23 protein-coding genes are annotated in these 22,354 nt (G+C 45.0%); 3 read left to right on the top strand and 20 right to left on the bottom strand.

Annotated features, from left to right (window positions below; genetic code table 11):
• Positions 1 to 2: 2 nt before the first annotated feature.
• The 6 genes from trmFO to MHH63_RS08955 form a co-directional block, all read right to left on the bottom strand.
• On the bottom strand, positions 3 to 1,385 hold the full coding sequence (gene trmFO / locus MHH63_RS08980) for an FADH(2)-oxidizing methylenetetrahydrofolate--tRNA-(uracil(54)-C(5))-methyltransferase TrmFO (RefSeq protein ID WP_341171425.1): 1,383 nt from the start codon (positions 1,383 to 1,385) through the stop codon (positions 3 to 5).
• An 8-nt stretch (positions 1,386 to 1,393) separates the two neighbouring features.
• On the bottom strand, positions 1,394 to 3,493 hold the full coding sequence (topA, locus tag MHH63_RS08975; RefSeq protein ID WP_036688567.1) for a type I DNA topoisomerase: 2,100 nt from the start codon (positions 3,491 to 3,493) through the stop codon (positions 1,394 to 1,396).
• Positions 3,494 to 3,529: 36 nt separating this feature from the next.
• A complete protein-coding gene (dprA, locus tag MHH63_RS08970) occupies positions 3,530 to 4,648 on the bottom strand; it encodes a DNA-processing protein DprA (protein ID WP_341171424.1) in 1,119 nt (372 codons plus the stop codon).
• Positions 4,649 to 4,871: 223 nt separating this feature from the next.
• On the bottom strand, positions 4,872 to 5,801 hold the full coding sequence (gene sucD / locus MHH63_RS08965; protein ID WP_036688571.1) for a succinate--CoA ligase subunit alpha: 930 nt from the start codon (positions 5,799 to 5,801) through the stop codon (positions 4,872 to 4,874).
• Positions 5,802 to 5,863: 62 nt separating this feature from the next.
• Entirely contained in the window at positions 5,864 to 7,024 is a 1,161-nt protein-coding gene (gene sucC, locus MHH63_RS08960; RefSeq protein WP_038571984.1) for an ADP-forming succinate--CoA ligase subunit beta, read from the bottom strand.
• Between the two features lie 352 nt (positions 7,025 to 7,376).
• Complete coding sequence (locus MHH63_RS08955) at positions 7,377 to 7,865, bottom strand: MarR family winged helix-turn-helix transcriptional regulator (RefSeq protein WP_235219564.1); 489 nt, start codon at positions 7,863 to 7,865, stop codon at positions 7,377 to 7,379.
• A gap of 142 nt (positions 7,866 to 8,007) precedes the next feature.
• On the opposite strand from MHH63_RS08955, the gene MHH63_RS08950 reads away from it, so the two are divergent.
• A complete protein-coding gene (locus MHH63_RS08950; RefSeq protein WP_036688575.1) occupies positions 8,008 to 8,436 on the top strand; it encodes an organic hydroperoxide resistance protein in 429 nt (142 codons plus the stop codon).
• Positions 8,437 to 8,804: 368 nt separating this feature from the next.
• Here the strand turns inward: MHH63_RS08950 and MHH63_RS08945 are convergent, their stop codons facing one another.
• The 11 genes from MHH63_RS08945 to MHH63_RS08895 all read right to left on the bottom strand — a co-directional run bounded on the left by MHH63_RS08945 (position 8,805) and on the right by MHH63_RS08895 (position 18,317).
• On the bottom strand, positions 8,805 to 10,484 hold the full coding sequence (locus MHH63_RS08945; RefSeq protein WP_341171423.1) for a YifB family Mg chelatase-like AAA ATPase: 1,680 nt from the start codon (positions 10,482 to 10,484) through the stop codon (positions 8,805 to 8,807).
• A gap of 207 nt (positions 10,485 to 10,691) precedes the next feature.
• A complete protein-coding gene (locus tag MHH63_RS08940; RefSeq protein WP_076218229.1) occupies positions 10,692 to 11,201 on the bottom strand; it encodes a metallophosphoesterase in 510 nt (169 codons plus the stop codon).
• A gap of 174 nt (positions 11,202 to 11,375) precedes the next feature.
• The gene (locus tag MHH63_RS08935; RefSeq protein ID WP_051491578.1) at positions 11,376 to 11,792 is read right to left on the bottom strand and encodes a hypothetical protein; all 417 of its coding nucleotides are present in this window, start codon (positions 11,790 to 11,792) and stop codon (positions 11,376 to 11,378) included.
• A gap of 154 nt (positions 11,793 to 11,946) precedes the next feature.
• On the bottom strand, positions 11,947 to 12,333 hold the full coding sequence (locus tag MHH63_RS08930; protein WP_076281600.1) for a YraN family protein: 387 nt from the start codon (positions 12,331 to 12,333) through the stop codon (positions 11,947 to 11,949).
• Complete coding sequence (locus MHH63_RS08925; RefSeq protein WP_038571992.1) at positions 12,330 to 12,632, bottom strand: EscU/YscU/HrcU family type III secretion system export apparatus switch protein; 303 nt, start codon at positions 12,630 to 12,632, stop codon at positions 12,330 to 12,332. Before MHH63_RS08925 ends, MHH63_RS08930 begins: the two co-directional genes overlap by 4 nt.
• On the bottom strand, positions 12,629 to 14,818 hold the full coding sequence (locus tag MHH63_RS08920; RefSeq protein ID WP_341171422.1) for a DNA ligase: 2,190 nt from the start codon (positions 14,816 to 14,818) through the stop codon (positions 12,629 to 12,631). The genes MHH63_RS08925 and MHH63_RS08920 overlap by 4 nt, the downstream gene beginning before the upstream one ends.
• A gap of 118 nt (positions 14,819 to 14,936) precedes the next feature.
• Positions 14,937 to 15,548 carry a ribonuclease HII gene (locus tag MHH63_RS08915; RefSeq protein WP_076100429.1) on the bottom strand — a complete coding sequence of 204 codons (612 nt, stop codon included), beginning with the start codon at positions 15,546 to 15,548 and terminating at the stop codon, positions 14,937 to 14,939.
• Positions 15,549 to 15,736: 188 nt separating this feature from the next.
• Complete coding sequence (gene ylqF / locus MHH63_RS08910) at positions 15,737 to 16,597, bottom strand: ribosome biogenesis GTPase YlqF (protein WP_036688587.1); 861 nt, start codon at positions 16,595 to 16,597, stop codon at positions 15,737 to 15,739.
• Positions 16,598 to 16,626: 29 nt separating this feature from the next.
• A complete protein-coding gene (lepB, locus tag MHH63_RS08905) occupies positions 16,627 to 17,235 on the bottom strand; it encodes a signal peptidase I (RefSeq protein ID WP_036688589.1) in 609 nt (202 codons plus the stop codon).
• Between the two features lie 299 nt (positions 17,236 to 17,534).
• The gene (rplS, locus tag MHH63_RS08900) at positions 17,535 to 17,879 is read right to left on the bottom strand and encodes a 50S ribosomal protein L19 (protein ID WP_036688590.1); all 345 of its coding nucleotides are present in this window, start codon (positions 17,877 to 17,879) and stop codon (positions 17,535 to 17,537) included.
• A gap of 147 nt (positions 17,880 to 18,026) precedes the next feature.
• The gene (locus MHH63_RS08895; RefSeq protein WP_051491579.1) at positions 18,027 to 18,317 is read right to left on the bottom strand and encodes a hypothetical protein; all 291 of its coding nucleotides are present in this window, start codon (positions 18,315 to 18,317) and stop codon (positions 18,027 to 18,029) included.
• 412 nt (positions 18,318 to 18,729) lie between these two features.
• Between MHH63_RS08895 and MHH63_RS08890 the strand changes: the two genes are divergently transcribed.
• Positions 18,730 to 19,680, top strand: coding sequence for a hypothetical protein (locus tag MHH63_RS08890; RefSeq protein WP_341171421.1), 951 nt, complete (start codon positions 18,730 to 18,732; stop codon positions 19,678 to 19,680).
• A 58-nt stretch (positions 19,681 to 19,738) separates the two neighbouring features.
• On the opposite strand, the gene MHH63_RS08885 is transcribed toward MHH63_RS08890, so the two are convergent.
• Positions 19,739 to 19,969 carry a hypothetical protein gene (locus MHH63_RS08885; RefSeq protein ID WP_036688596.1) on the bottom strand — a complete coding sequence of 77 codons (231 nt, stop codon included), beginning with the start codon at positions 19,967 to 19,969 and terminating at the stop codon, positions 19,739 to 19,741.
• A 205-nt stretch (positions 19,970 to 20,174) separates the two neighbouring features.
• Between MHH63_RS08885 and MHH63_RS08880 the strand changes: the two genes are divergently transcribed.
• A complete protein-coding gene (locus MHH63_RS08880) occupies positions 20,175 to 20,351 on the top strand; it encodes a hypothetical protein (protein ID WP_155288145.1) in 177 nt (58 codons plus the stop codon).
• Between the two features lie 603 nt (positions 20,352 to 20,954).
• On the opposite strand, the gene trmD is transcribed toward MHH63_RS08880, so the two are convergent.
• Positions 20,955 to 21,746 carry a tRNA (guanosine(37)-N1)-methyltransferase TrmD gene (gene trmD, locus MHH63_RS08875; protein ID WP_036689109.1) on the bottom strand — a complete coding sequence of 264 codons (792 nt, stop codon included), beginning with the start codon at positions 21,744 to 21,746 and terminating at the stop codon, positions 20,955 to 20,957.
• Entirely contained in the window at positions 21,746 to 22,270 is a 525-nt protein-coding gene (rimM, locus tag MHH63_RS08870) for a ribosome maturation factor RimM (RefSeq protein ID WP_076190860.1), read from the bottom strand. Before rimM ends, trmD begins: the two co-directional genes overlap by 1 nt.
• Between the last annotated feature and the right edge of the window lie 84 nt (positions 22,271 to 22,354).

The raw sequence follows: 22,354 nt of genomic DNA, 5'->3' as shown, positions 1-22,354 counted from the left end.
CCTTAAGATGGGCTTTGTTCGCTATCGACAACCTCCGGCTCCGAATAAGCGAGTCCTGTACGGTTGGCAAACTCGGCAAGACTGTCCAGAGCGCGATGAGCTAACATTTCATTCTTTTCCTTCTTATTGCGGATCTTCTTCTCTACCTTCGGCAACAGACCGAAATTGGCATTCATAGGCTGAAAATGCTCTGGATCGGCAGAAGTAATATAAGCTGGCATGCTGCCTAGAACAGTATCCTGCGGGAAGATCAGTCCTTCCTGACCGAGTGCTGCCCGTGCAGCATTAATACCAGCTATGAGCCCGGAAGCAGCTGATTCAACATAACCTTCTACACCTGTCATCTGTCCAGCAAAAAAGAGTCTTTCCTTGCCTTTCATCTGATAGGTAGGGTGCAGAAGTTTAGGAGAATTAATAAATGTATTTCTGTGCATCACACCATAACGAACATATTCAGCATTCTCAAGACCTGGGATCAGCGAGAATACACGCTTTTGCTCGCCCCATTTCAAATGGGTCTGAAAACCAACAAGATTGTAAAGTGTGCCGGCAGCGTTATCCTGACGGAGTTGCACAACCGCGTAAGGAAGTTTACCTGTATGCGGATTGATAAGTCCTACTGGCTTCATTGGGCCAAATAACGCTGTTTGCTTGCCGCGTTTCATCATGATTTCGATAGGCATACAGCCCTCAAAGTATATTTCTTTCTCAAAATCCTTGAGTGCTGCTGTCTCAGCAGAAATCAACGCATCATAAAACACGTCGAACTCCTCTTCTGTCATCGGACAGTTCAGATAAGCCGCTTCACCTTTATCATAACGGGAAGCCAAATACACCTTGTTCATATCAATGGTGTCTTTCTCAACAATCGGTGCTGCTGCATCATAGAAGTAGAAATACTCTTCACCCAGCAGCCCTTTTATTTCAGCAGATAATGCCGGTGAAGTTAGTGGGCCCGTTGCAATAACAACAATCCCTTCCTCCGGTATATGCGTAAGTTCTTCATTTATGACTTCCACGAGCGGATGATTATGCAAAGTATGGGTGATCTCACCTGAGAATCCGTCCCGATCTACGGCAAGTGCTCCTCCTGCGGGTACCGCGTGTCGGTCAGCAGCACCTAATACAAGAGAGTTCAAACGTCGCATTTCTTCCTTCAATACACCTACAGCATTTCCTAATCCATTCGCACGCAAGGAGTTACTGCATACCAGTTCAGCAAATTGATTCGTGTGATGGGCTGGCGTCTTTACTACAGGTCTCATCTCATATAATCTTACCGGAACTCCTAGTGATGCTATTTGCCAAGCGGCTTCGCTTCCTGCGAGACCCGCTCCAATTACTGTTACTTTTGCTGTATCTGACACTGTCTTTTTTCCTCCCATAGAGACTATTAATCTGCTAATTCTTCTTCGTTGTCTAGAACCGCCTCTGTATGATCACAAGATGTACATTGTAGCTTGGTTCCTTGCTTATTACGTTTCTCAATCATCCAAGATCCACATGATGGACATGGTTTTATAGAAGGTCTATCCCATGAAACGAAATCACAACCAGGGTACTGATCGCAGCCATAGAAAACACGCCCTTTTTTGCTGCGTCGCTCCACAACCTTACCTTCATGACATTTAGGGCAAGTTACGCCAATATCCTTGATAATCGGTTTCGTGTTTCGGCAATCCGGAAAGCCAGAGCATGCTAGGAATTTCCCAAAGCGACCCAGCTTATACACGAGAGGTTTACCGCATTTCTCACAGATCTCATCAGAGACTTCATCTTCAATCTCAATTTCTTTCATCTCTTCTTCCGCGAATACCAAACGCTTCTCAAACGATTCGTAAAACTCTGCAAGAACCTTTACCCAGTCTTCTGAGCCCTCTTCCACATGGTCAAGATCCCCTTCCATGTTCGCGGTGAATTCAACGTTTAGGATTTCCGGAAAAAATTGCTCCATCTGCTCTATAACAAGCTCGCCAAGTTCGGTTGGCATGAATTTTTTCTCTTCAATAGCCACATAACCACGCTTCTGGATGGTTTCCAGCGTTGGGGCATATGTACTTGGACGGCCTATACCCAGCTCCTCAAGCGTCTTTACAAGTCTTGCTTCCGTATATCGTGGAGGTGGTTGTGTAAAGTGCTGTTTAGGCTCGATCTCCTGCTTATTTAAAGCATCTCCCGCTTGAAGCGGCGGCAAATACTTGTCTTCATCTGTAGTTCCGTCATCGTTGCCTTCTACGTAAACCTTCATGAACCCGGGGAATGAAACCTTCGAACCAACAGCTCTGAATGTAGCAGTACCTGCAGCAATATCGACCGAAAGCGTATCCAGCAGGGCAGAAGACATCTGACTTGATACGAATCGCTCCCACACTAGCTTGTAGAGACGGAATTGATCACGGCTCAAGAACTCTTTGACCATTTCTGGTTCGCGTAATGCCGAGGTAGGACGAATCGCTTCATGCGCTTCCTGTGCTCCAGCTGCCTTTTTAGAATACTGCCGTGGGGATTCTGGCAAGAACTTCTCACCATACTTAGCTGTTATAAGCTCTTTAGCTTCATCCTGAGCGGTGACAGAGAGACGCGTGGAGTCAGTACGCATATAAGTGATCAAACCTACGGTACCTTCTTTACCGAGTTCCACACCTTCGTATAGCTGCTGTGCAACAGACATTGTCTTAGCGGCACGGAATCCAAGCTTACGGGCTGCTTCCTGTTGTAGGGAGCTGGTGGTAAAAGGAGCCGAAGGATGACGTTGTCTTTCCTTCTCCTTCACATCACTCACCTTAAAAGATGCGTTCTTAATGGCTTCAAGAACTTCCTGAACATCACTTTCCTGGTTCAGTTCTTTTTTCACACCATTCAGCTTATGAAACTTAGCTTCAAAGACGGAATCCCGGATTCCAAGCTTCGCTGTTATGCTCCAATATTCGGTGGGTACAAAAGCGGAGATTTCATTCTCACGATCCATAATGATCTTCACGGCAACGGATTGTACACGTCCAGCAGATAAACCTTTTTTGACTTTCTTCCATAATAGAGGGCTAATCTTGTACCCTACCAGTCGATCCAAAATACGTCTAGCCTGCTGTGCATTCACGAGATCCATATTAATCTTACGCGGTGTCTTAAAAGCATCTTTTACCGCTTGTTTGGTGATCTCATTAAAAACAACTCTGCATTCTTGTGTATTATCTAAATCCAGCGCATGCGCCAAATGCCAAGCAATTGCTTCCCCTTCGCGGTCGGGGTCAGCTGCGAGATAAACTTTTTTAACTTTTTTACTAGCGTCTTTCAATTCCTTCAATATAGATCCCTTACCGCGGATAGTAATATATTTGGGACTGAAATCATTCTCCACCTCAACACCAATTTGACTCTTCGGTAGATCTCTAATGTGTCCCATTGATGCCTTTACAATATATTTACTACCTAGATATTTGCCAATTGTCTTCGCTTTTGCAGGCGACTCGACAATAACTAATGCATCTGCCATAGACTCTTCCTCCTCGTTAACACTCGCACCTCTATATTAAATTACCTTATAAATAGCTCCTGGTAATTGTGTTACCGCTTTTTTTATGATTAAAGATAACAGAACTGAATGCAAATGTCCAAAATCCCATCCTGTTCTTACAAGCAGATCGTCCAATATAAAAGGGCCTTGATGCAGTATATGGTATAGGTGAGACTCCTCATTTGTCAATTTCTTTTCAATCATAAAGTCGTCTGCTGTCTGTTCGGTAGTGCTATTATTCCCTGTTTTTATTACGTTTGTCGGCAAATAAGAAGTATATTCTTCTATAATATCTAATCCACTGGTTACCAGCTTTGCCCCCTGCTTGATAAGCTCTAACGCCCCTCTGCTCTTAGGTGATGTAATAGGTCCGGGAACTGCGAAGACATCCCTCCCAGCTTCCAAGGCAGCATCGGCTGTAATAAGTGATCCACTGCGACTGTCAGCCTCCACGACCACTGTCCCCCGTGATAAACCTGCTATGATCCGATTACGCTGTGGAAATAATCCAGGATGACTTTTAGTTCCAAGAGGATACTCTGTAATGACAAGCCCTTCCTGAGAAATACGCCGCTCCAGTTCAATATTCTCAGTTGGATAGACTTTGTCCAACCCTGTTGCCACTACCGCTATGGTCCCTCCACCGCTTCTTAGCGCCGCTTCATGACAAATGCTATCGATCCCCCTCGCAAGTCCGCTAACCACCGTTAGACCTGCTGCACTAAGCTCCTCCGCGAGAATCTCCCCTACCTTTCGTCCATATGCTGTTGGCACACGAGTGCCAACCATCGCCACACTAGGAGTTGATAACAGTTCCAAACGACCTCGATAATAAAGGATCCACGGTGGCTGTGCCGTCTCTTTCAACAAAACAGGATAAGCCGCATCAAACACAGTGACCATCTTCACTGCACATTCTTCCATTAATAAGCGCCTTTTGGCGATCCATTCTAATGTATATATGGAAGCAAGATAATTCGACAGCTTTCCGTTCAATCCGATCGTTTTCCAATCTTTTGCACTACAGGAAAATGCTCGTTCTGACATTAAGCCGGCTCTGCGAATCTTGTCGATACTCTTCCAGCCAATCCCCTCCACTTCATTAAAACCAAACAGCAGATCTTTTTCTTCCATATAAGCTTACTCTCCTTTAATGGAAGGGTTAGCCTTCCCTATTTTGTAACATGAATTAGAGGAATGCAATATTTTCTTTTAATTCAATATTTTTCTATGTTAAAAAACAAAAAAGCAACCTTTTATCCCTTGGATAGGAACAAAAGGTTGCTTACCTCTGAAATAATTATACACGAAAGAAGCCCACTCGCGTAGAGTGAATTCCTTCAATTAAATAAAATAATTAATGCGTTGTAAAAGCGCTAAGAATACCGCGTTCTTCGAGCACACTTACTAGCGTTGAACCCATTTCGGCAGGTGTAGGAGCAACCTTGATTCCGCACGATTCAAGTACGGCAATTTTCTCACTCGCTGTGCCTTTGCCTCCGGAAATAATAGCACCCGCATGCCCCATACGTTTGCCAGGAGGTGCAGTAGCGCCGCCAATAAACCCTACTACCGGCTTAGTCATATGCTCACGAATCCACTCTGCTGCTTCTTCCTCTGCGGTTCCGCCAATTTCACCAATCATGATGACTGCCTTTGTACCCGGATCCTCATTAAAAAGCTTCAGAATATCAATAAACTCTGAGCCTTTAACAGGGTCTCCGCCAATACCTACAGCTGAAGATTGCCCGATTCCACGCGTGGTCAGCTGATGAACAGCCTCATAGGTTAGAGTTCCGCTGCGCGAGACAACACCTACATACCCTGGCATATGAATATAACCCGGCATAATTCCTATTTTGCACTCACCAGGAGTGATAACTCCCGGACAGTTGGGTCCGATCAATACAGTAGAGCGCCCCTCCATATAACGGGACACTTTTACCATATCAAGCACTGGAATCCCTTCGGTAATACAAATCACCAGGTCGAGTTCTGCGTCCACGGCTTCCATTATGGAGTCTGCTGCAAATGCTGGCGGTACATAGATTACACTAGCGGTTGCGCCTGTAGCCGCCTTAGCAGCTACAACAGTATCGAATACCGGAAGGCTAACCTCACTGCCATTTTCAAGCGTGATGTTGACAGATGTTCCACCTTTACCCGGTGTTACCCCTCCAACCATCTGTGTTCCATAATCCAGCGCACCTTTAGTATGGAACAAACCCGTTGATCCTGTAATTCCCTGCGTGATAACTTTCGTATTTTTATCTACAAGAATGCTCATGCCTTAAGTCACATCCCTACTTATATTGTCAAATACGATAACTGGCTTCCTAAATCAGGCCATTATTGCACAAGAGACACAATCTTACGGGCACCGTCCGCCATAGAATCAGCAGCAACAATATTAAGTCCCGATCCAGCCAAAATCTGCTTGCCCAATCCAACATTTGTTCCCTCAAGACGCACAACCAGCGGTTTAGTCAAACCCAGTTGACTAGCCGCTTCTACAACACCGTTAGCGATAACATCACAGCGCATAATACCACCGAAAATGTTAACAAAAATTCCGTTCACCTTTTCATCCGATAAAATGATTTTAAAGGCTTCTGTTACTTTCTCGGTCGTTGCACCGCCCCCTACATCCAGGAAGTTGGCGGGTTCGCCCCCATAATACTTAATAATATCCATAGTCGCCATCGCGAGACCTGCACCGTTTACCATGCACCCAATATTGCCATCAAGTGCAATGTAACTAAGGTCATACTTCGAGGCTTCGATTTCCTTTAAATCCTCTTCATCCAAATCCCGCAGCTCTAGAATATCCTTATGACGGAACAAGGCGTTGGAATCAAAATTCAGTTTGGCATCCAGTGCCATCACATTCCCATCCGCAGTCACTACCAATGGGTTAATTTCGGCAATAGAGCAATCTTTATCCACGAAAGCTAAATATAGCGCTTGCATGAATTTCACAGTTTTGCCTACCAGCTCATTAGGAATAGAGATACTGTAAGCCAGCTTACGCGCCTGGAAAGTCTGCAAACCCACTGCCGGATCAATGATCTCTTTAAAAATTTTCTCCGGATGTGTTGCAGCTACTTCTTCAATCTCAGTACCGCCTTCTTCAGAAGCCATCATGACCACTCGGCCAGTACCTCTGTCAACTACGATACCAATGTAATACTCCTTAACAATTTGACAACCCTCTTCAATGAGCAGTCTTTTTACTACCTTACCCTCCGGTCCAGTCTGGTGAGTTACTAGAGTCTTACCCAGAATCTCAGTTGCGTAACTACGCACCTCATCGATATTCTTAGCAACCTTTACTCCTCCAGCTTTACCGCGTCCACCTGCGTGAATCTGAGCTTTAACTACAACAACCGGTGTGCTCAGTGACTCTGCGGCTTCTACCGCTTCCTCCACTGTATAAGCTACTTTTCCATTCGGTACGGCTACACCGTACTTCTTAAGCACTTCTTTTCCCTGATACTCGTGGATATTCATAGCGGTAGCCTCCTAAAGTAGCGTGGTGACTAAACAGGCAGCCTGTTGTCATCTCGCTTTCCGTTTTGATTGCCGCGGGGTTAGGGATAGGCTGATGCTATACATGCAGCACTATTCCGGAACCAGCAGAAACTGATCTACCACTCGTAAAAAGAATGGCATTGTTTCTGCAAGAGACATTGTGTAAATCTATAAGACTAAGCTTATATTTACCTATATGCCATACAAAGGAACCCAGAATAGTGTAACATGTTTTTAAAACGCTTACCTTAAATATATTCATGATTTGTACACATTTTTTCGCTTGATTTCATGCCGGAATGCGAACGATCGCATTGACTCCTTACTACGCTTACTTTTTACTATCTTGGATATTAGCTTCGTGAACACGATTCAGTAAGTCTTTAAACTGATCAAGTAGCTCTATGGATTCATTATTTGTCAGTGTCGTTTCTTCCATCATTTTGCCGGGAATACACACGGCATCACTTTGGAGTGCCCAGCCTTGTTTCGTTAGTGAGATTAATACTTTTCGCTCATCCTGCATCGAGCGTTCACGTATAATTAGGCCTGCAGCTTGCAAGCGTTTCAATAACGGAGTCAGCGTTCCTGAATCCAAAAATAACGCCTCACCAATCTCTTTCACTGTACATTGCTGCCGTTCCCATAACACAAGCATTACTAAGTATTGGGAGTAAGTTAAACCGATCTTATCCAAATACGGTTGGTACAGCTTTGTAATCTCACGCGAGCAAGCATAAATGGTAAAACAGAGCTGATTCTCGATCAGCAGCTCTGGGGTTGTAGTCATTTTCTGCATATCTTCTTCACTCATTTTCATATTTATTCACCCGCCTTATCTCTTTATTTTATCATAATTCCCTCATATATCATAATAATAGCAAAAAATTAATTTGACTTTTATATTAATTGTGATAAATTAGATTGTACACAAACTAATTAGTGAATAGGAGAGATTTATTATGATGACAATTCAACAAAAGATGTATGAAACCACAGTTAAAGCCGTTGGGGGAAGAAACGGTTATATAGAATCAGAAAGCCCTAAACTCAACCTTACGATCAGTACACCACGCGAAATGGGTGGTGCCGGTGGTGAAGGCACTAATCCTGAACAATTATTCGCAGCTGGCTACTCCGCTTGTTTTGACAGTGCTCTGAACATGGTTGCTCGTCTTGGAAAAGTGAAGATTGAAGGCAGTGAAGTTACGGCTACTGTAAGCTTTGGTAAAGTTGAAGATGGCGGATTCGGCATTGCGGTTAAGCTTGACGTGCTGGTTAAAGGCGTTGACAGAGAAACCGCAGCATCTTTGGTAGAAGCTGCCCATGGCGCATGTCCTTACTCCCGTGCCACTCGTGGCAATATCGAAGTAGAACTGAATGTACTGTAAGAAATTATAGAGAAAAATGTATGTGAAATTTGCTAAACGATCTAACCTTCGTTTGAATACGTGGCATTTCACATTCGAAGTCGCTAACGGACACAGTTGATCTTAAACGCAACTTAATCCCATATTTGGGATGCTATCGGACCTCATAGCAGCTATTGGAATGAAAACCACCAATATAACCTTCTTCCGAAGGAATAGCGTCTCCAGAGTCCGAATCTACGCTCCAAGGGCTAAAAACTTGCAAACAACGTCCTCAAGGTCCGTTCCGTAAGCATCAGAGCATAATAATGGTTCGGCGATGCTCGTCACTACCGGTCCATAGTATAGAGCAGCGATTCTCATTAACGGGAATCGCTGCTCTTTTATCTTTATTCCTCCGCTAATACCTGTCGATCCAGATTACGGTATTGCACAGCTTCCGCGAGATGTGCAGAAGAAATATCCTGTGCACCCTCCAGATCAGCTATGGTACGGGATAGCTTAATAATCCGATCATGCGCTCGCATGCTTAGACCTAAATTCTCCAAAATATCATACAGCATTTGAGCACTCTCTCGGTTTAGGCTTGCATATTTCCGAAGGGAAGCACCGGAAAGTTCACTGTTCCATGAAATCGCCAGTCGTTTGTAACGTTTAGCTTGGATGGCCTGAGCAGCCAACACCTCCGCACGCATATCTGCTGACGATAAAACATGCCCCTGCCGATTCCATTCCTTCGGGCGGGGAACATCAACCTGTAAGTCGATCCGATCCAATAATGGACCGGATATTTTGGCTCGATATTGGGCAATCCTTGATGGACTACAGGTACAATTTTGCTGGGAGATACCGCTTCCAAAAAAGCCGCAGCTGCACGGATTCATCGATGCGGCGAGCATGAATTTGGCAGGAAAAGTAAAGGAAGCCCGGGCACGACTTATAGTAACCACCCCATCTTCGAGTGGCTGTCGCAGCACTTCAAGCACATTCCGGGAGAATTCAGGCAATTCATCCAGAAACAGAATACCTCGATGCGCAAGACTTACCTCACCTGGCTTGGGAATACCGCCCCCTCCAATTAATCCGGCAGAAGATATCGTGTGGTGTGGAGAACGAAATGGACGACTTCGCAGCAAACCGTTGTGTGCATCCTTCAAATTTCCAGCCGCACTAAAAATTTTGGTTACCTCAAGTGCCTCACTGTCCGACAATTGTGGAAGGATACTGGGAAGGCGTTTGATCAGCATCGTTTTGCCTGTGCCAGGTGGGCCGATGAGCATAATATTATGCATCCCTGCAGCCGCGATAGTTAGTGCTCTTTTCACATGTTGCTGTCCAAGCACATCACTGTAATCATCCATTATTTCATTCGCTTCGGAAGAAGCAGCCTCAGAATCAGAATATTTAGGGTTATATTTGAGATGCTCTACAGAAAGAACAAGCACCGGAGGTTGTTCTTTTGCCCCCGTCCCCATACTCACGGATACAGGAAAAGGAAGTGGTGATCCTTCAGATTCTTCTAGAGGAACTAGCTTATCTATAATCGGACCAAAGCTAGCCACAGCTTCAGCAGCATTCGCTAACGTTTGCAAATGGTCGATGGTATAAACATTCATGCCACTGATTAAAGCGGCTTCTGCCGCATTGCCTTGCGGGAGCAGAACGGCTTTAAACCCGCTTTTACGCGCTGCTTCAACCATCGGCAGCACACCCGAAACCGGACGCAGACTGCCGTCGAGCGCAAGCTCTCCAATCAAAAGCATCTCTTGAGCTGAAGGCATAATCAACTGGCCACTAGTTATCAGTATCCCTAAAGCAATCGCTAGATCAAAAGCGGAACCTTCTTTACGCAGGTCAGCTGGAGCAAGATTGATCGTAATACGCTGCTGTGGATAGCGGTAACCGCAATTTTTAACGGCAGCCCTAACTCGTTCAACAGCCTCGCGAATCGCTGAATCTGGTAAGCCAATGATATTCGTCTGCGGCAGTCCATTTGCAAGATCGATTTCCACACCGATCATTACCCCTTCAATCCCATACAGACACGCGCTAAACATTTTCCCATACATAATAAAAACACCTCATCTCCTGAATTACACCCTAATTTGGGGTGTCATAGCTTCAAGAAAAAAGGTGCTTCCTTATTTTCCAAATATATATTAGCTGTTAAGTACATTATAGAAGTTGTGTCCTAACGCAATCTGTGAGCAATTTATCTTTAGAATAAGAAATTCAAGTTTTACATAAAAGCGAAAGCACATCTCTAAAGACCTACATCAATCTCCTTCTTTAACTACGACCGAGTCCCTAATCTGCTCAAAAGTCAACGGTTTATAGTTCCAATGCTCTACACAAATGTTAAAATGATTGTTCCCCTCATATTTTTGCCCATGAATATGGCCGTGCACATTTACGTAAGGCATATGTTTATTCATGTACATAGGCTCATGTGAGAGGAAAAAGAAATCCTTATAAATCAAAGGATATTCACTAACCTCATCAAAACCTGCATCAAGCCACCAACTTCGGCTGCGGCCGCGATCATGATTGCCAAGAATCAGGATTTTGTATCCATGCAGCCTGGCCACAATCGCACGAGTTGCCTCCTTATTCAGAAAAGAAAAGTCTCCCAAATGAAATACTTTGTCGTCCGGATTCACTACCGAATTCCAACTTTCAATCATAACTTCATTCATTTGCTCTACATCGTTGAAGGGTCTGGATTCAAAATCAATGATCAACTTATGCCCAAAATGATGATCTGATGTGAAAAAAACCTTAGCCATGTGCACCCTCCTTTTGTTCCTATTCTAATGACAGTATGTATGAAAAAAGCTCCGACTACCCATAAACCCTAGGAAATTCGGAGCCCCGAGGACTTTTCCGCCTAATTTCTCACGAAATTATACGTATCATTCTATGTCATGAGGCGATGACGGAATACCTCTTTATTGTTAATGTTACTTTTCCCAGTCGCGCCGCTTACTCGAACGTTTATTAACATCACTCTGAATCAGTTCAGCTAAAGGAGGCGCCTCCTCATTGTCAATGAGCCAGCCACGCATCTCCTTGATCGCTTCCACCTGTCCATTGCCTTTGTCACGCCATGTAAGCAGTTCAATAACTCTAATTACAAGCGCTAAGAGACTGCTATTGCTGTTTTGCGACTTTTCAGCCCGGATTTTTTGAAATAACGCTTCATTTTCCCAATCTATTAATATTTCCTCCGCTATAGTGGGCCGCATTACCGTGAAGGTCTTATTGCAATTATCGCAACAGACGACAGATATTGGCTCTGCTTTAAATTTCACTTCAATCTTCTGCTGGCAATATTGGCATGTAAAACTAACCTGCATTTCAGAAGGTTTATTCTTCACTAGACAGCCCTCCTCATGATGACATTAAAAAGTTACTCCTAATGTTTACCCATTTCTTTTGAGAAATGACCCACAGTGCGGAAGGTATGTAAAGACTTTTTTATCAGAACAGCAGCAAATTCATAAAGAATCGCATGAGAAAATAGAGTTACTCTTAAAACGCCTCGCGAATATGACTAAGTGAAGCTAGGCTAAGATCGTCATTTAACAAGACGCTAATTACATCAAAAGAAACCCGCCGTTCCTCATAACCCTTCATATGCAAATAAACCTGTGTTGTACTCCGAACCTGGTTTATTTTGCGAGCATTCACCGATTCTTCTGGAGTTCCCTGAAGCAGCTCTCCACTGCGGCTACGAACTTCGACAACAACAATACAGTCTTCACGCTCCGCAATGATATCAAGCTCTCCAGTACGACAACGCCAATTCCGTTCCAATATCATATACCCGCTAGAAGATAGGTACTGCACAGCTCCGTTCTCTGCAGCAGCTCCTTTCTCTTTGCGGTTATAGTGCTTTCTTACATAGGGCTCTTTCATTCTTGTCCCCGTTCACCAGCGGAACGATCGCTCTGATACACAAAGCTGAGGATTTCCGCCACCAGCTGATAGAGCTCAGACGGAATCTGTTGGTCCAGATCAAGCTTTGAAAGAACCTCCACGAGGGCTGCATCTTCCTGAACAGCAACCCCGCTCTCCTTAGCCTTTTGCAGAATAAGGTCTGCTATCGCGCCTTGTCCCTTGGCTACTACGACAGGAGCCTCGTTTTGTCCGGGACTATATTTGAGAGCGACCGCTTTTTTGAGCCCTTGTGAAATTGGCTGTACAGGCTCATTCATATACGGTAATCCACTCCTTTGTAAGCCTCAGGAACATAATCAACAAACTTATTAGTATTGGAGCCAGCAAGCTCTTTAGGCAAATTCAATTCTGGCAAGGGTTCGGTTCTTAAACCTGATAATTGATAACCGATGGATTCTACTGCAGTTTTTATTTCTTCACGCCGCGTCTCCAGCAGCTCAAGCACCCACGGATGATCATTATGAAGCTTAAGACTAACGATTCGATCGACAACCTGCACATCTACCAATGTCTGCCCTAGCTGCTTCATGTCCAAATCGAACCATAATCGACAGTTAGCTGCATCCAACTCCCCTTTGCGGCCCCGCCTGGACTGGATATGAACCGATGCAGTTTCCTGCCCATCTGGACCTTGCAGCGGCAAGAACAATGTAACCTGTGCGAAGGGAGCAGTCCGATCTGTATTCAGCAGCAGCTGTTGGCCTGTCAGCTGCTGCACTAGCCCGCTCGCGGCATCTTTTACCGCGGGCGGCACCTCGCTGCTGCTCATAAGCTGCAGCAGCACGCCCTTCAACGTGTCGGCAGCTTGCTCCCCGCCGACACTGCCTAGCGCGGCTGCAGCTGTCCCCGCTGCTGCTCGCGCTGTCTCCGCGGCCGGCAAAGCGCCGCCGCGCACGGCCTGCTGCTCGTGCTCCGCACCGAGCAGCTTCAACACCCGCCCCACCCACGACTCCGCATCCGCGGGTGGGGCGGTGTCTGGCTGCACCGGCGAAGCCGCAGCAGCCGTGGTCTCCCCGCGCGGCGCTGCCGGCGCGGGGGCAGGTTCTTGTCCCGCCGCCTCAGCGGGCGGGACGTTCGCGAGCTGCGGCATGCTGCCGCGCAGCTCGGTGAGCACGCCCTGCAGCTTCGCGAGCAGGGCAGCCCCGCTAGGCGCAGCAGCTTGGCTTGCTGCAGCAGCTTGGCTTCCCGCAGCAGCTTGGCTATCTGCACCTGCTGATCCAGTGGCGCTTGTAATCGCGCCACTGACACTACCCTGCGCTCTATCTTTATTTAGACTCATTTCATTGCCATGAGTTTCGCTCTGATTAGAACTATTTTGATTGCTTACAATTCCGTCCCCTTGCGTGTTAGCAGCACTACTCTGAGTTCCTGAAGCAAGCGTAGAAGTTATTTTCCCAGTCAAAGGTTCACCAGTATTTCCACTCTTCGAGAGCTGAACTACCTCACCAGCCTCTTCGGGGACCACTGGCTTGGCAGTTACAATACCGGTTTCATTCTCAGGAGTTTCAGCTGTACTTGCAGCTGCACTTCCTGATATTTCTGATTTCACTGAATTCAAAGGAATTATTGGTTCATCAGAAATAACTCCGGCTCCCGTTGCCCCTCCTGTTGCAGCAGCACTTCCGCTTGTAGTAGTAACACCACCACTACCTTCAGCAGGTTTACTTACAGGTTGTCCAGTTCCTTTAACCGCCACCTGGTCCATTTCCGCATCAGCATCACCTGCTGATACCACTTCCCCGTTAATCACAGCGCCCGTACCTGTCGTTACAGGAGCATTCAGCTTTCCTGTTGGGGTACCCATTCCAGGTTTAGCTTCGGCTGTTGTTGTTTCTTCACCGGCGACTTGACCTGCCCAAATCGTAATCTGTTCTTCGAGCGCTGACAAAAGCTGATGAAGCTGCGGACCAAAAACCGCCTGCTGCAATCCTTTCACACTTTCAGGGGTAACCGGCAAGCCCCGCTTTACAGAAATGACAGCTGCATCAAGCCATTCTGAGGTCGGCACGCCCGCAGGTTTCGCACTCATTACAGCATCCAGAATCGCCGCTGTCTCTTTGGTAAGCGGAATACCACCCGACTGCATCGCCAACACAATTTCCCGACCCGCTTTGGAGTCAGTAAGCCCTAGCGATTCCAATGCCTCGCCCATGTTTTGCGGGGTGGCTAACACCGTTTCGCCGAGGGAGACCGGCTTCAATACGGGCAATCCGCCTTCTCCGGGTGCTCCAACCTGTAAGTTCAGGGTCTCTCCTGGCAGTAGTGGTGTTTCCAACTCCGCACGAACAGGTGTACCTTGAATCTGCACAACGGCTTCTTTTCCCGAATCCGATACAGACAATACAACACCACGTACAACCTGCCCTTCCTTCAATTCCAAAGACTTGGCTGCTCCCGGTTTATTATCCCCGAGCAATCCACGGATCAATGTTCCGATATTCATACCGTTTCTCCTCCCTCCATTTTCTCTCTTCTTACTATATCGGTATTAATCCGACTTTTTTGAGCGGTGAATTTATCCAAGCTTAAACGCCTTTGGCGTCTTTTATATTCTGATATTTCTAAAAAAGGGTTTGCTGTTCAGCAAGAATCTTCCCAATAAAGCTGCGCCGATGCATAGGTGTCGGACCTAACGCCGTAATTTGTTCCCTGTGAAGCTTGGTCGCATAACCTTTATGTATCGCAATCCCATAATCAGGGTATAATTCCTCCCACACCCCTTCACACAGTCTATCTCTTGTTACTTTAGCTATAATCGAAGCTGCCGCAATAGACTGGCTGTTAGCATCCCCTTTTATGATCGCCTGCTGCGGCAACGGAAGATCAACTTTTTCAGCATCGATTAACATATAGTCCGGAGTATGACTAAGACCTTCTACCGCTTTTTTCATCGCCAGACGAGAAGCCTGTTTAATATTAATTTCATCAATCATGCGGGAATCCACATAACCTACACCAATAGCTATCGCCTGCTCCATAATAATCTCGAATAAGGCATCTCTTTTTTTCGCTGTAAGCTTTTTAGAGTCGTTGACGCCATCAATAATAAGCCCTTCCGGCAAAATCACCGCTGCTGCAACAACATCCCCAAACAAACAACCTCTGCCTACTTCATCTACGCCGGCTATACGGCGATAAGACTGTTCCCAGCCCTCTTTTTCATAACTCAACATATCTATCGTACTCACGAATCTGTCACCGCCAATTATAAATTATTCTATAAACTACATAAGTCAGCTTACCATAGTAAAGCCCACATGGTCATGTACAAATAAGCACTCCAATTTGATCCAAATCGGCAAAAAAAAGAGCCCCCGAAAATTTCCGGATGGCTCTTCCATACCCATTCATTTAAACGCCTTTAAGGTGTTTCCAGCGTAAAACGACCAAGCTTACCTGCCCGCAGCTCATGCAGCAAAGCACGTGAAGCTTTTTCCAGATCAACACGTCCACCGCTAATCAGACAACCGCGTTTGCGGCCCACGGCTTCCATAACTGCAACGATCTCATCAGGGTTCTCAAGATCCTCAGGAAGCTTCTCAATACCAAAGCGTTCTTGAAATCTGGAACCATAATCCTTGACCAAATACTTCACTGCATAAAAAGCAATGTCCTCAATGTTCAGGATTTCTTCTTTGATCGCACCCGTCACGGCCAAGCGGTAACCCACGTCTTGATCCTCAAACTTCGGCCATAAGATACCAGGAGTATCCAGAAGCTCCAGATTACCTCCTGTTTTAATCCACTGCTGGCCCTTAGTAACCCCCGGGCGATCACCCGTAGCAGCGATACTCTTACCAGCCATTCGATTAATCAGCGTTGATTTACCGACGTTAGGAATACCGACGATCAATGCGCGCATAGCTCGTGGGTTCATTCCCCTTGCGATCTGCCGATCAATCTTTTCCTTCAACAGCAGCTTGACCTGCTCCGGAATCTCCTTAACGCCTGTTCCAGTAGATGCGTCCACAGGATGGGCAACATGCCCTTGTTCCTTAAAGTACGCCAGCCACTTCCGAGTAATTTCCGGATCCGCCAGATCCGCTTTGTTCAAAATAATTAATCTCGGCTTGTCCCGCAAAATATCGTCAATCATCGGATTGCGGCTGGAAAGCGGCAGACGGGAATCGAGCAACTCTATAACAACATCAATCAGCTTCAGCTTATCCTCGATTTGCCGCCTAGCCTTCGTCATATGACCAGGAAACCAATGAATGGCCATTGCCGTCACCTCCTTTGACTTCTGTCAACTTAATGGTTAATCAGTGTAATATCTTTTATCGGCCAGAAGATTAAATCCGCACGACCCACAATATCACCCAGCGGCACATAGCCAATCATCCGGCTGTCTGTACTATCCGAGCGATTATCCCCCATAACGAAAATATGTCCTTCTGGTACAGTACCATCCGTGAATTTTTCATTTGGGAAATCTTTATTATTATACAGAGCGTTGTTACTATGCGCAGCATCAATAGCGCCTTGGATGTAAGTCTCGTTAACAACCTCACCGTTAACTGTAACTACATCTCCTTCTACTTTCACAGTATCTCCAGCCACACCAATTACACGTTTAATAAAATCTCTGCCTTCAGATGGCACGTGGAATACAATAACCTCACCCCGCTGCGGAGATCTTATATCGTATAAAATTTCATTAACGATAACACGTTCTCCCGTATGGAAATTAGGCTGCATGGAAGGTCCATCTACAATAAAAGGCTTGAATAAAAGCCAGCGAATCAGTATAACCAGAACTAAAGCAATCGCAATGGCCTTGACCCATTCCAGCACTTCATTTTTCTGTTTACGTGGGTTCTGCTCGCTTGATTCCAAAGTTTCGCTTTGTTCCTGCTGCATAGTTCACCGTCCTCTCTTAATACTACTCTTACTATACAACACAAAAAAAACTCCTGCCAAAAACCCCTCCACAGATACTCCTTCAGGAGGCCTTTTCGGAGAAGCTTATCCCCAAGCGTATATGTCACACGCATTGTATACCAAGCTAAAACGCCCTCAGCGTCCTTTTAAGGACGGTATGCGTTTATGCGAGAAATATAAGAATAATGTATAACGTAAAACTTATGCTTTTCTTATATTTTCAAAAAAAAATAAAGCGAAAGGGGCTTGAACTCAAGCCCCTCTCCTCTGTCACTATTCTAGCGACGAATTTCTTTAATTCTCGCTGCTTTACCACGTAGTTCACGAAGGTAATAAAGCTTAGCACGACGCACTTTACCACGACGAGCCACTTCGATTTTTTCGAGTTTAGGCGAGTTGATTGGGAATGTTCTTTCCACACCAACACCGTAAGAAATTTTACGAACCGTAAAAGTCTCACTGATTCCACCGCCACGACGTTTGATTACAACGCCTTCGAACAACTGGATACGCTCACGAGTTCCCTCGATAACTTTTACATGCACCTTCAAAGTGTCACCCGGACGAAAACTAGGGATATCTTTACGAAGTTGCTCTTGCGTAATAGCTTGTAGGATATTCATTAAGGACTTCCTCCTTCCGTACAGGTGTTCTTGCCTCTTCCGGAGAGATCTGAGCTCTCCCTCATTATCCGCAGCGGACCACCGTATTCCACACAACAGAGTTAATAATATCATAAAGGACGGGCTAATACAACTTATTTTTCTATTTTATAACGGTAACATATCTCTTTTTTTTGCCTTAGACTGGCAGTCTTTACACAAGCCGACCACGGTTCCATTGTCTTGAGCGTAGAAGATCAACTTCCCATTCTTCTTCTTGCAAGAAGAGCAAGGTTGCTCCCCTGGACTCTGTTTGGCTTTGCGATGACTATCCATTGAGATCACATTACTGCTAGTCGTGCGCAAAGGATCGCTTGAGCTACTTGTTTTCTTTTTCTGAACGATATAATACCCAACACCCAGCGCTAGCAAGACAAGCAAAATAACTACATATTTCATCTGGCTCCCTCCGCTCTTCATGATTTACTTGAGGTAAGAAAATAAAAAGACCGCCCTGTGATGCAAGTAAGGCAACGGTCTATATCGTATTCGCAAACTAGCCTTAGCACATCTCACTATAAAAAGCGCTTTTCAGTAGCTGCTGAAGATTATATATGAGAGCATCTTCGCTCTTTTTATATGTACCCTTACCCATTTTAATGTGAGCGTAAGATCTATATTTCATTTTAGCACAATTGAAATTTGAAGTGTAGTGAACACTTTTTAAATACCTAGTCTTTGGTCCAGTATATTAACCCGCCTACAGCCGTTTTTACAATAAATCCCCATAGGCTATACTTACAGAAGTACGTACATAACGTAGCGCTTAGGGAAGAACACATATACCCAAAAATAAGGAGGATTTTATTCAATGAAAAAGAGTAATACAACTAGCGTAATGGCAGCTGTAGCCGTCTTGTCCATCGTACTTCTGGCAGGATGCACAGAGTTACCGGGTAGGCAATCCGCTAATAATGAACTAGGAAAGAATATTACTGAAGATGTGCAGCAAAATATTGGTGAGGCTGTGAAGCAAGAGCTGGGTAAAGCCGCTGCAAGCGTGGAACAGGCCGTTCAGGATACAGCTACCAAGGTGGTCGACGAAGTTAAAGCAAACAGCATTAGCAAAGAACTATCCTTATCTAAAGAGATCGGCTCTGCTTCAGTGCTTAGCATGAACAATGCAGTGGGAGAAATAGAAGTTACATCAACTACGGGTGATCAAATTAATGTGAGTGCGACAATCTTAGCCCATAACGGCTCCGCTCATAAAGCTGACCGCCAGAAAATTTTGGATGACGCTGAGATTTCAATAGACGTTAGTGACGATACTCTGAAGGTATCTACAAATTCCAAATCAAATCCGAAGAAGGATTTATGGACTTGGGCTCAAGACAAATACGGTTATTCAGATTTTAGCATTAACTATACCATTGAGATCCCCACCCGTATGGATGAATATCAAATCACCAATAATGTCGGGCAAATTCGTCTCCGCAATCTGGACGGAAATTACCGCATCGTCAGCAACGTTGGAGCTATTGATATCGAAGGAGCTAACATCACCGGTAAGTCCACTCTAGAGTCTAATACAGGAAGCATACGCATGGATATAGCCGGAATGAAGAGTGATAGCCGTCTTAAAGCGACAACAAATGTAGGTAGCCTCAATGCTGTTCTAGCCGATGGCGTGAAATGTAGCTTGGTGGCTAAAAGTGATCTAGGCCAGATCACCGGGGTTGAGGGTGGCAAACGTGATGTTAACGGAGGAGGTCCTTTGTTGTCCTTAAGCTCAGATATAGGTGCAATTACAGTAGAGTAACCAACCACTAAAAACAGACCGTCCGGATTAGCGGACGGTCTGTTTTTGCATCATCATATCAGATTAATGCAATAGCCAACAGCGTGAACAAGCTGAGAGTTAAAATATTGTCAGCAGCATAAGGGTAACCAAAAAATGCAGAAGTCTGCACAGGTCCATTGGATCCTGTTCTTAAGTAAACATTATATCTGTCCACATCTGTAATCACACCTTCATGCTGTCTGCCATCAGTAGTCAGGATACGTACCCTTCTATTCTTACAACGTAAGCAATTATAATAAGCCTCCACTAGTGTACTCCTCCTCATTCGTAATGATATACTCTATGGTGAGGAGTACAGGTCGGTAACGGCTAAGTTACATAGGTCATTTGTTTGGATCGATATTTACTTTCCGTTCTCTGCATTTTTTGTATTCCCAAAGGTTATATATAAGGAAAGACATATTCTCGGCTTGTTATCCGTACCATCCTATCCATTCAAGGAGGCCAATCGAATGAATGTAGCACGTAAACAGTTTATTAAGGAAGGCGTACTGCGTATTACCATCTTTATTATTTTATCATCGCTTACCTATACCGTCCGCAACTATGCATGGGCAGTTACTGTTCTCGTATGTTTTGCGCTTTACGCTCTACTTACAGGAGTATATCGCCTCTTTCGCAAAGAGTAGAATAAGCCTCCACGAATTTTTATAGTTAACCAAACGCCCCCTTTCCAAAGAGTTTTTAATTCTCCTTGAAGAGTGGGCGCTTACATTCTGATCAGAATCACAGGGTTTGACCACTTAGTAGAGCACAATAAAACCATTAGATGTAGTGAACTTTCGTTCGCTATACTCTAATGGTTTTATTGGACTTGCTTATTCATACTTAATTATTAATCTTATATGTTCAAGCTTTAAAGGGCGAATGGGAATTACGATTTGCGATTTGTATAATAATCGATAATATCATTCACGGTGCGGAGCGGCTCCGCATCTTTGTGGATCGTGTCCACGCTAGGCTTGAATTCTTCACGCGTCTTCGTAGTCACTTCAGTTCATTCCTTTCAATAGTTAAGCTTGCTGCATCGTAAGCTGCATATAGTATTACGCCACCTCTATCTATTACCCCAAATAGAAGAGTTCAACGCACCTATGCTCATTTGTTTTGGAAATTACGCAAAAAAAATACGAGATTATAGCCCTTCTTATACTTAAGTAAACATAACAAAAACGCCTCCTTAACGTAAGATACGTTAAAAAGACGTAAAATATGCCTGTTTTATTAAAATTTTACTCCGGCTTGATTTCATTTTTCAGACGTTCCAGTGTTTTCTTGTCTTTCAATGTTAGTTCTGCACTTTCGAGCAAATCAGGTCTACGTTCAAGTGTACGCTGTAACGCTTGCTCTCTCCGCCATACTTCGATGTTGGCGTGATGGCCACTCAGCAACATATCTGGTACCTTCCAGCCGCGAAATTCAGCGGGTCGAGTGTAGTGAGGATATTCCAACAGCCCTGTACTGAACGAATCCGTGATCGCAGAGGTTTCATTTCCAAGCGCCCCTGGCTGTAGCCGAACTACTGAATCAATAACCGTCAGTGCTGGTAGTTCTCCACCCGTTAACACGTAATCGCCAATCGACAGTTCATCTGTAACCAGATGCTCCCGTATCCGCTCATCGTAGCCCTCATAATGACCACATATAAAGATTAGATGCTGCTCTTGTGCCAGTTCCTCAGCAATCTTCTGATTATAGGTCTTTCCTTGTGGACACATAAGAATGATGCGCGGCTTCACAGAGGAAGGCGACGGGACTGCAGATTCAGAACCATTCTCCAAAGGACTAGCCTCGATCCCCAATACATGTTCTACCGCTGCAAAGATCGGGTCAGGCTTTAGTACCATACCCCCGCCCCCGCCATACGGTGTATCATCCACACTGTTGTGCTTATTTCCTGAGAAATCACGAAAGTTCACAGCATTCAAAGATACAATCCCTTTTTCGCGTGCCTTACCAAGAATACTTGTGCTAAATACGCCTTCGCACATCTCCGGAAAGAGCGTTAGCACATCAATTCTGATCATGGCAATAGTCCTTCCATTAAGTGAACCGTAATTCGTTTGGCCTCAATGTCCACGTTCAGCACTACATCGTTAATTACAGGGATAAGGATGTCTTGACCTTTAGCAGGCTTAACAACCCACACGTCATTTGCACCTGGCTGTAAAATTTCCGTAATTGTGCCAAGCGGTTCACTTCCAGCATCATCCGTATAAACTTCACAGCCAACGATTTGGTGGAAGTAATATTCGTTCTCTGGCAGTTCAACCAGATCATTACTTGGCACCTTAAGCAAACTTCCCTTATACTTTTCCACTTCGTTAATATTGGTATATCCCTTAAGCTTAACGATAAACATACCCTTATGCTCTCGAGCGGATTCTACAGTCACTTCGAATTTTGCACTGCCATCCGCAGGAATGACGAACAGCTTCTTGTCTTTAGCGAAACGAACCTCAGGAAAATCGGTATGGGATAATACTTTAATCTCCCCGCGAATTCCATGTGTATTCACAAGCCGGCCTACGGTTAATTCTTCCGTCATATAACCCTCTCCTCTACAAGCTTCATCTATATATTTGAACAAAAAGGAGCCGGGATATACTATCCCTAGCCCCTCATTGTACGC

Origin of the sequence: Paenibacillus sp. FSL H3-0310 (genome assembly GCF_038002785.1) — a bacterium.
GTDB classification, from domain to species: domain Bacteria; phylum Bacillota; class Bacilli; order Paenibacillales; family Paenibacillaceae; genus Paenibacillus_AQ; species Paenibacillus_AQ odorifer.
Note: the sequence above shows the minus strand (reverse complement) of the source record. Positions and strands in the feature narration are given on the sequence as shown.

Excerpts from the sequence above, each read along its gene's own strand:
- trmFO (WP_341171425.1), bottom strand. The coding sequence starts at position 1,385 with ATGGGAGGAAAAAAGACAGTGTCAGATACAGCAAAAGTAACAGTAATT.
- topA (WP_036688567.1), bottom strand. The coding sequence starts at position 3,493 with ATGGCAGATGCATTAGTTATTGTCGAGTCGCCTGCAAAAGCGAAGACA.
- dprA (WP_341171424.1), bottom strand. The coding sequence starts at position 4,648 with ATGGAAGAAAAAGATCTGCTGTTTGGTTTTAATGAAGTGGAGGGGATT.
- sucD (WP_036688571.1), bottom strand. The coding sequence starts at position 5,801 with ATGAGCATTCTTGTAGATAAAAATACGAAAGTTATCACGCAGGGAATT.
- sucC (WP_038571984.1), bottom strand. The coding sequence starts at position 7,024 with ATGAATATCCACGAGTATCAGGGAAAAGAAGTGCTTAAGAAGTACGGT.
- MHH63_RS08955 (WP_235219564.1), bottom strand. The coding sequence starts at position 7,865 with ATGAAAATGAGTGAAGAAGATATGCAGAAAATGACTACAACCCCAGAG.
- MHH63_RS08950 (WP_036688575.1), top strand. The coding sequence starts at position 8,008 with ATGATGACAATTCAACAAAAGATGTATGAAACCACAGTTAAAGCCGTT.
- MHH63_RS08945 (WP_341171423.1), bottom strand. The coding sequence starts at position 10,484 with ATGTATGGGAAAATGTTTAGCGCGTGTCTGTATGGGATTGAAGGGGTA.
- MHH63_RS08940 (WP_076218229.1), bottom strand. The coding sequence starts at position 11,201 with ATGGCTAAGGTTTTTTTCACATCAGATCATCATTTTGGGCATAAGTTG.
- MHH63_RS08930 (WP_076281600.1), bottom strand. The coding sequence starts at position 12,333 with ATGAAAGAGCCCTATGTAAGAAAGCACTATAACCGCAAAGAGAAAGGA.
- MHH63_RS08925 (WP_038571992.1), bottom strand. The coding sequence starts at position 12,632 with ATGAATGAGCCTGTACAGCCAATTTCACAAGGGCTCAAAAAAGCGGTC.
- MHH63_RS08920 (WP_341171422.1), bottom strand. The coding sequence starts at position 14,818 with ATGAATATCGGAACATTGATCCGTGGATTGCTCGGGGATAATAAACCG.
- MHH63_RS08915 (WP_076100429.1), bottom strand. The coding sequence starts at position 15,548 with ATGTTGAGTTATGAAAAAGAGGGCTGGGAACAGTCTTATCGCCGTATA.
- ylqF (WP_036688587.1), bottom strand. The coding sequence starts at position 16,597 with ATGGCCATTCATTGGTTTCCTGGTCATATGACGAAGGCTAGGCGGCAA.
- lepB (WP_036688589.1), bottom strand. The coding sequence starts at position 17,235 with ATGCAGCAGGAACAAAGCGAAACTTTGGAATCAAGCGAGCAGAACCCA.
- rplS (WP_036688590.1), bottom strand. The coding sequence starts at position 17,879 with ATGAATATCCTACAAGCTATTACGCAAGAGCAACTTCGTAAAGATATC.
- MHH63_RS08895 (WP_051491579.1), bottom strand. The coding sequence starts at position 18,317 with ATGAAATATGTAGTTATTTTGCTTGTCTTGCTAGCGCTGGGTGTTGGG.
- MHH63_RS08890 (WP_341171421.1), top strand. The coding sequence starts at position 18,730 with ATGAAAAAGAGTAATACAACTAGCGTAATGGCAGCTGTAGCCGTCTTG.
- MHH63_RS08880 (WP_155288145.1), top strand. The coding sequence starts at position 20,175 with ATGAATGTAGCACGTAAACAGTTTATTAAGGAAGGCGTACTGCGTATT.
- rimM (WP_076190860.1), bottom strand. The coding sequence starts at position 22,270 with ATGACGGAAGAATTAACCGTAGGCCGGCTTGTGAATACACATGGAATT.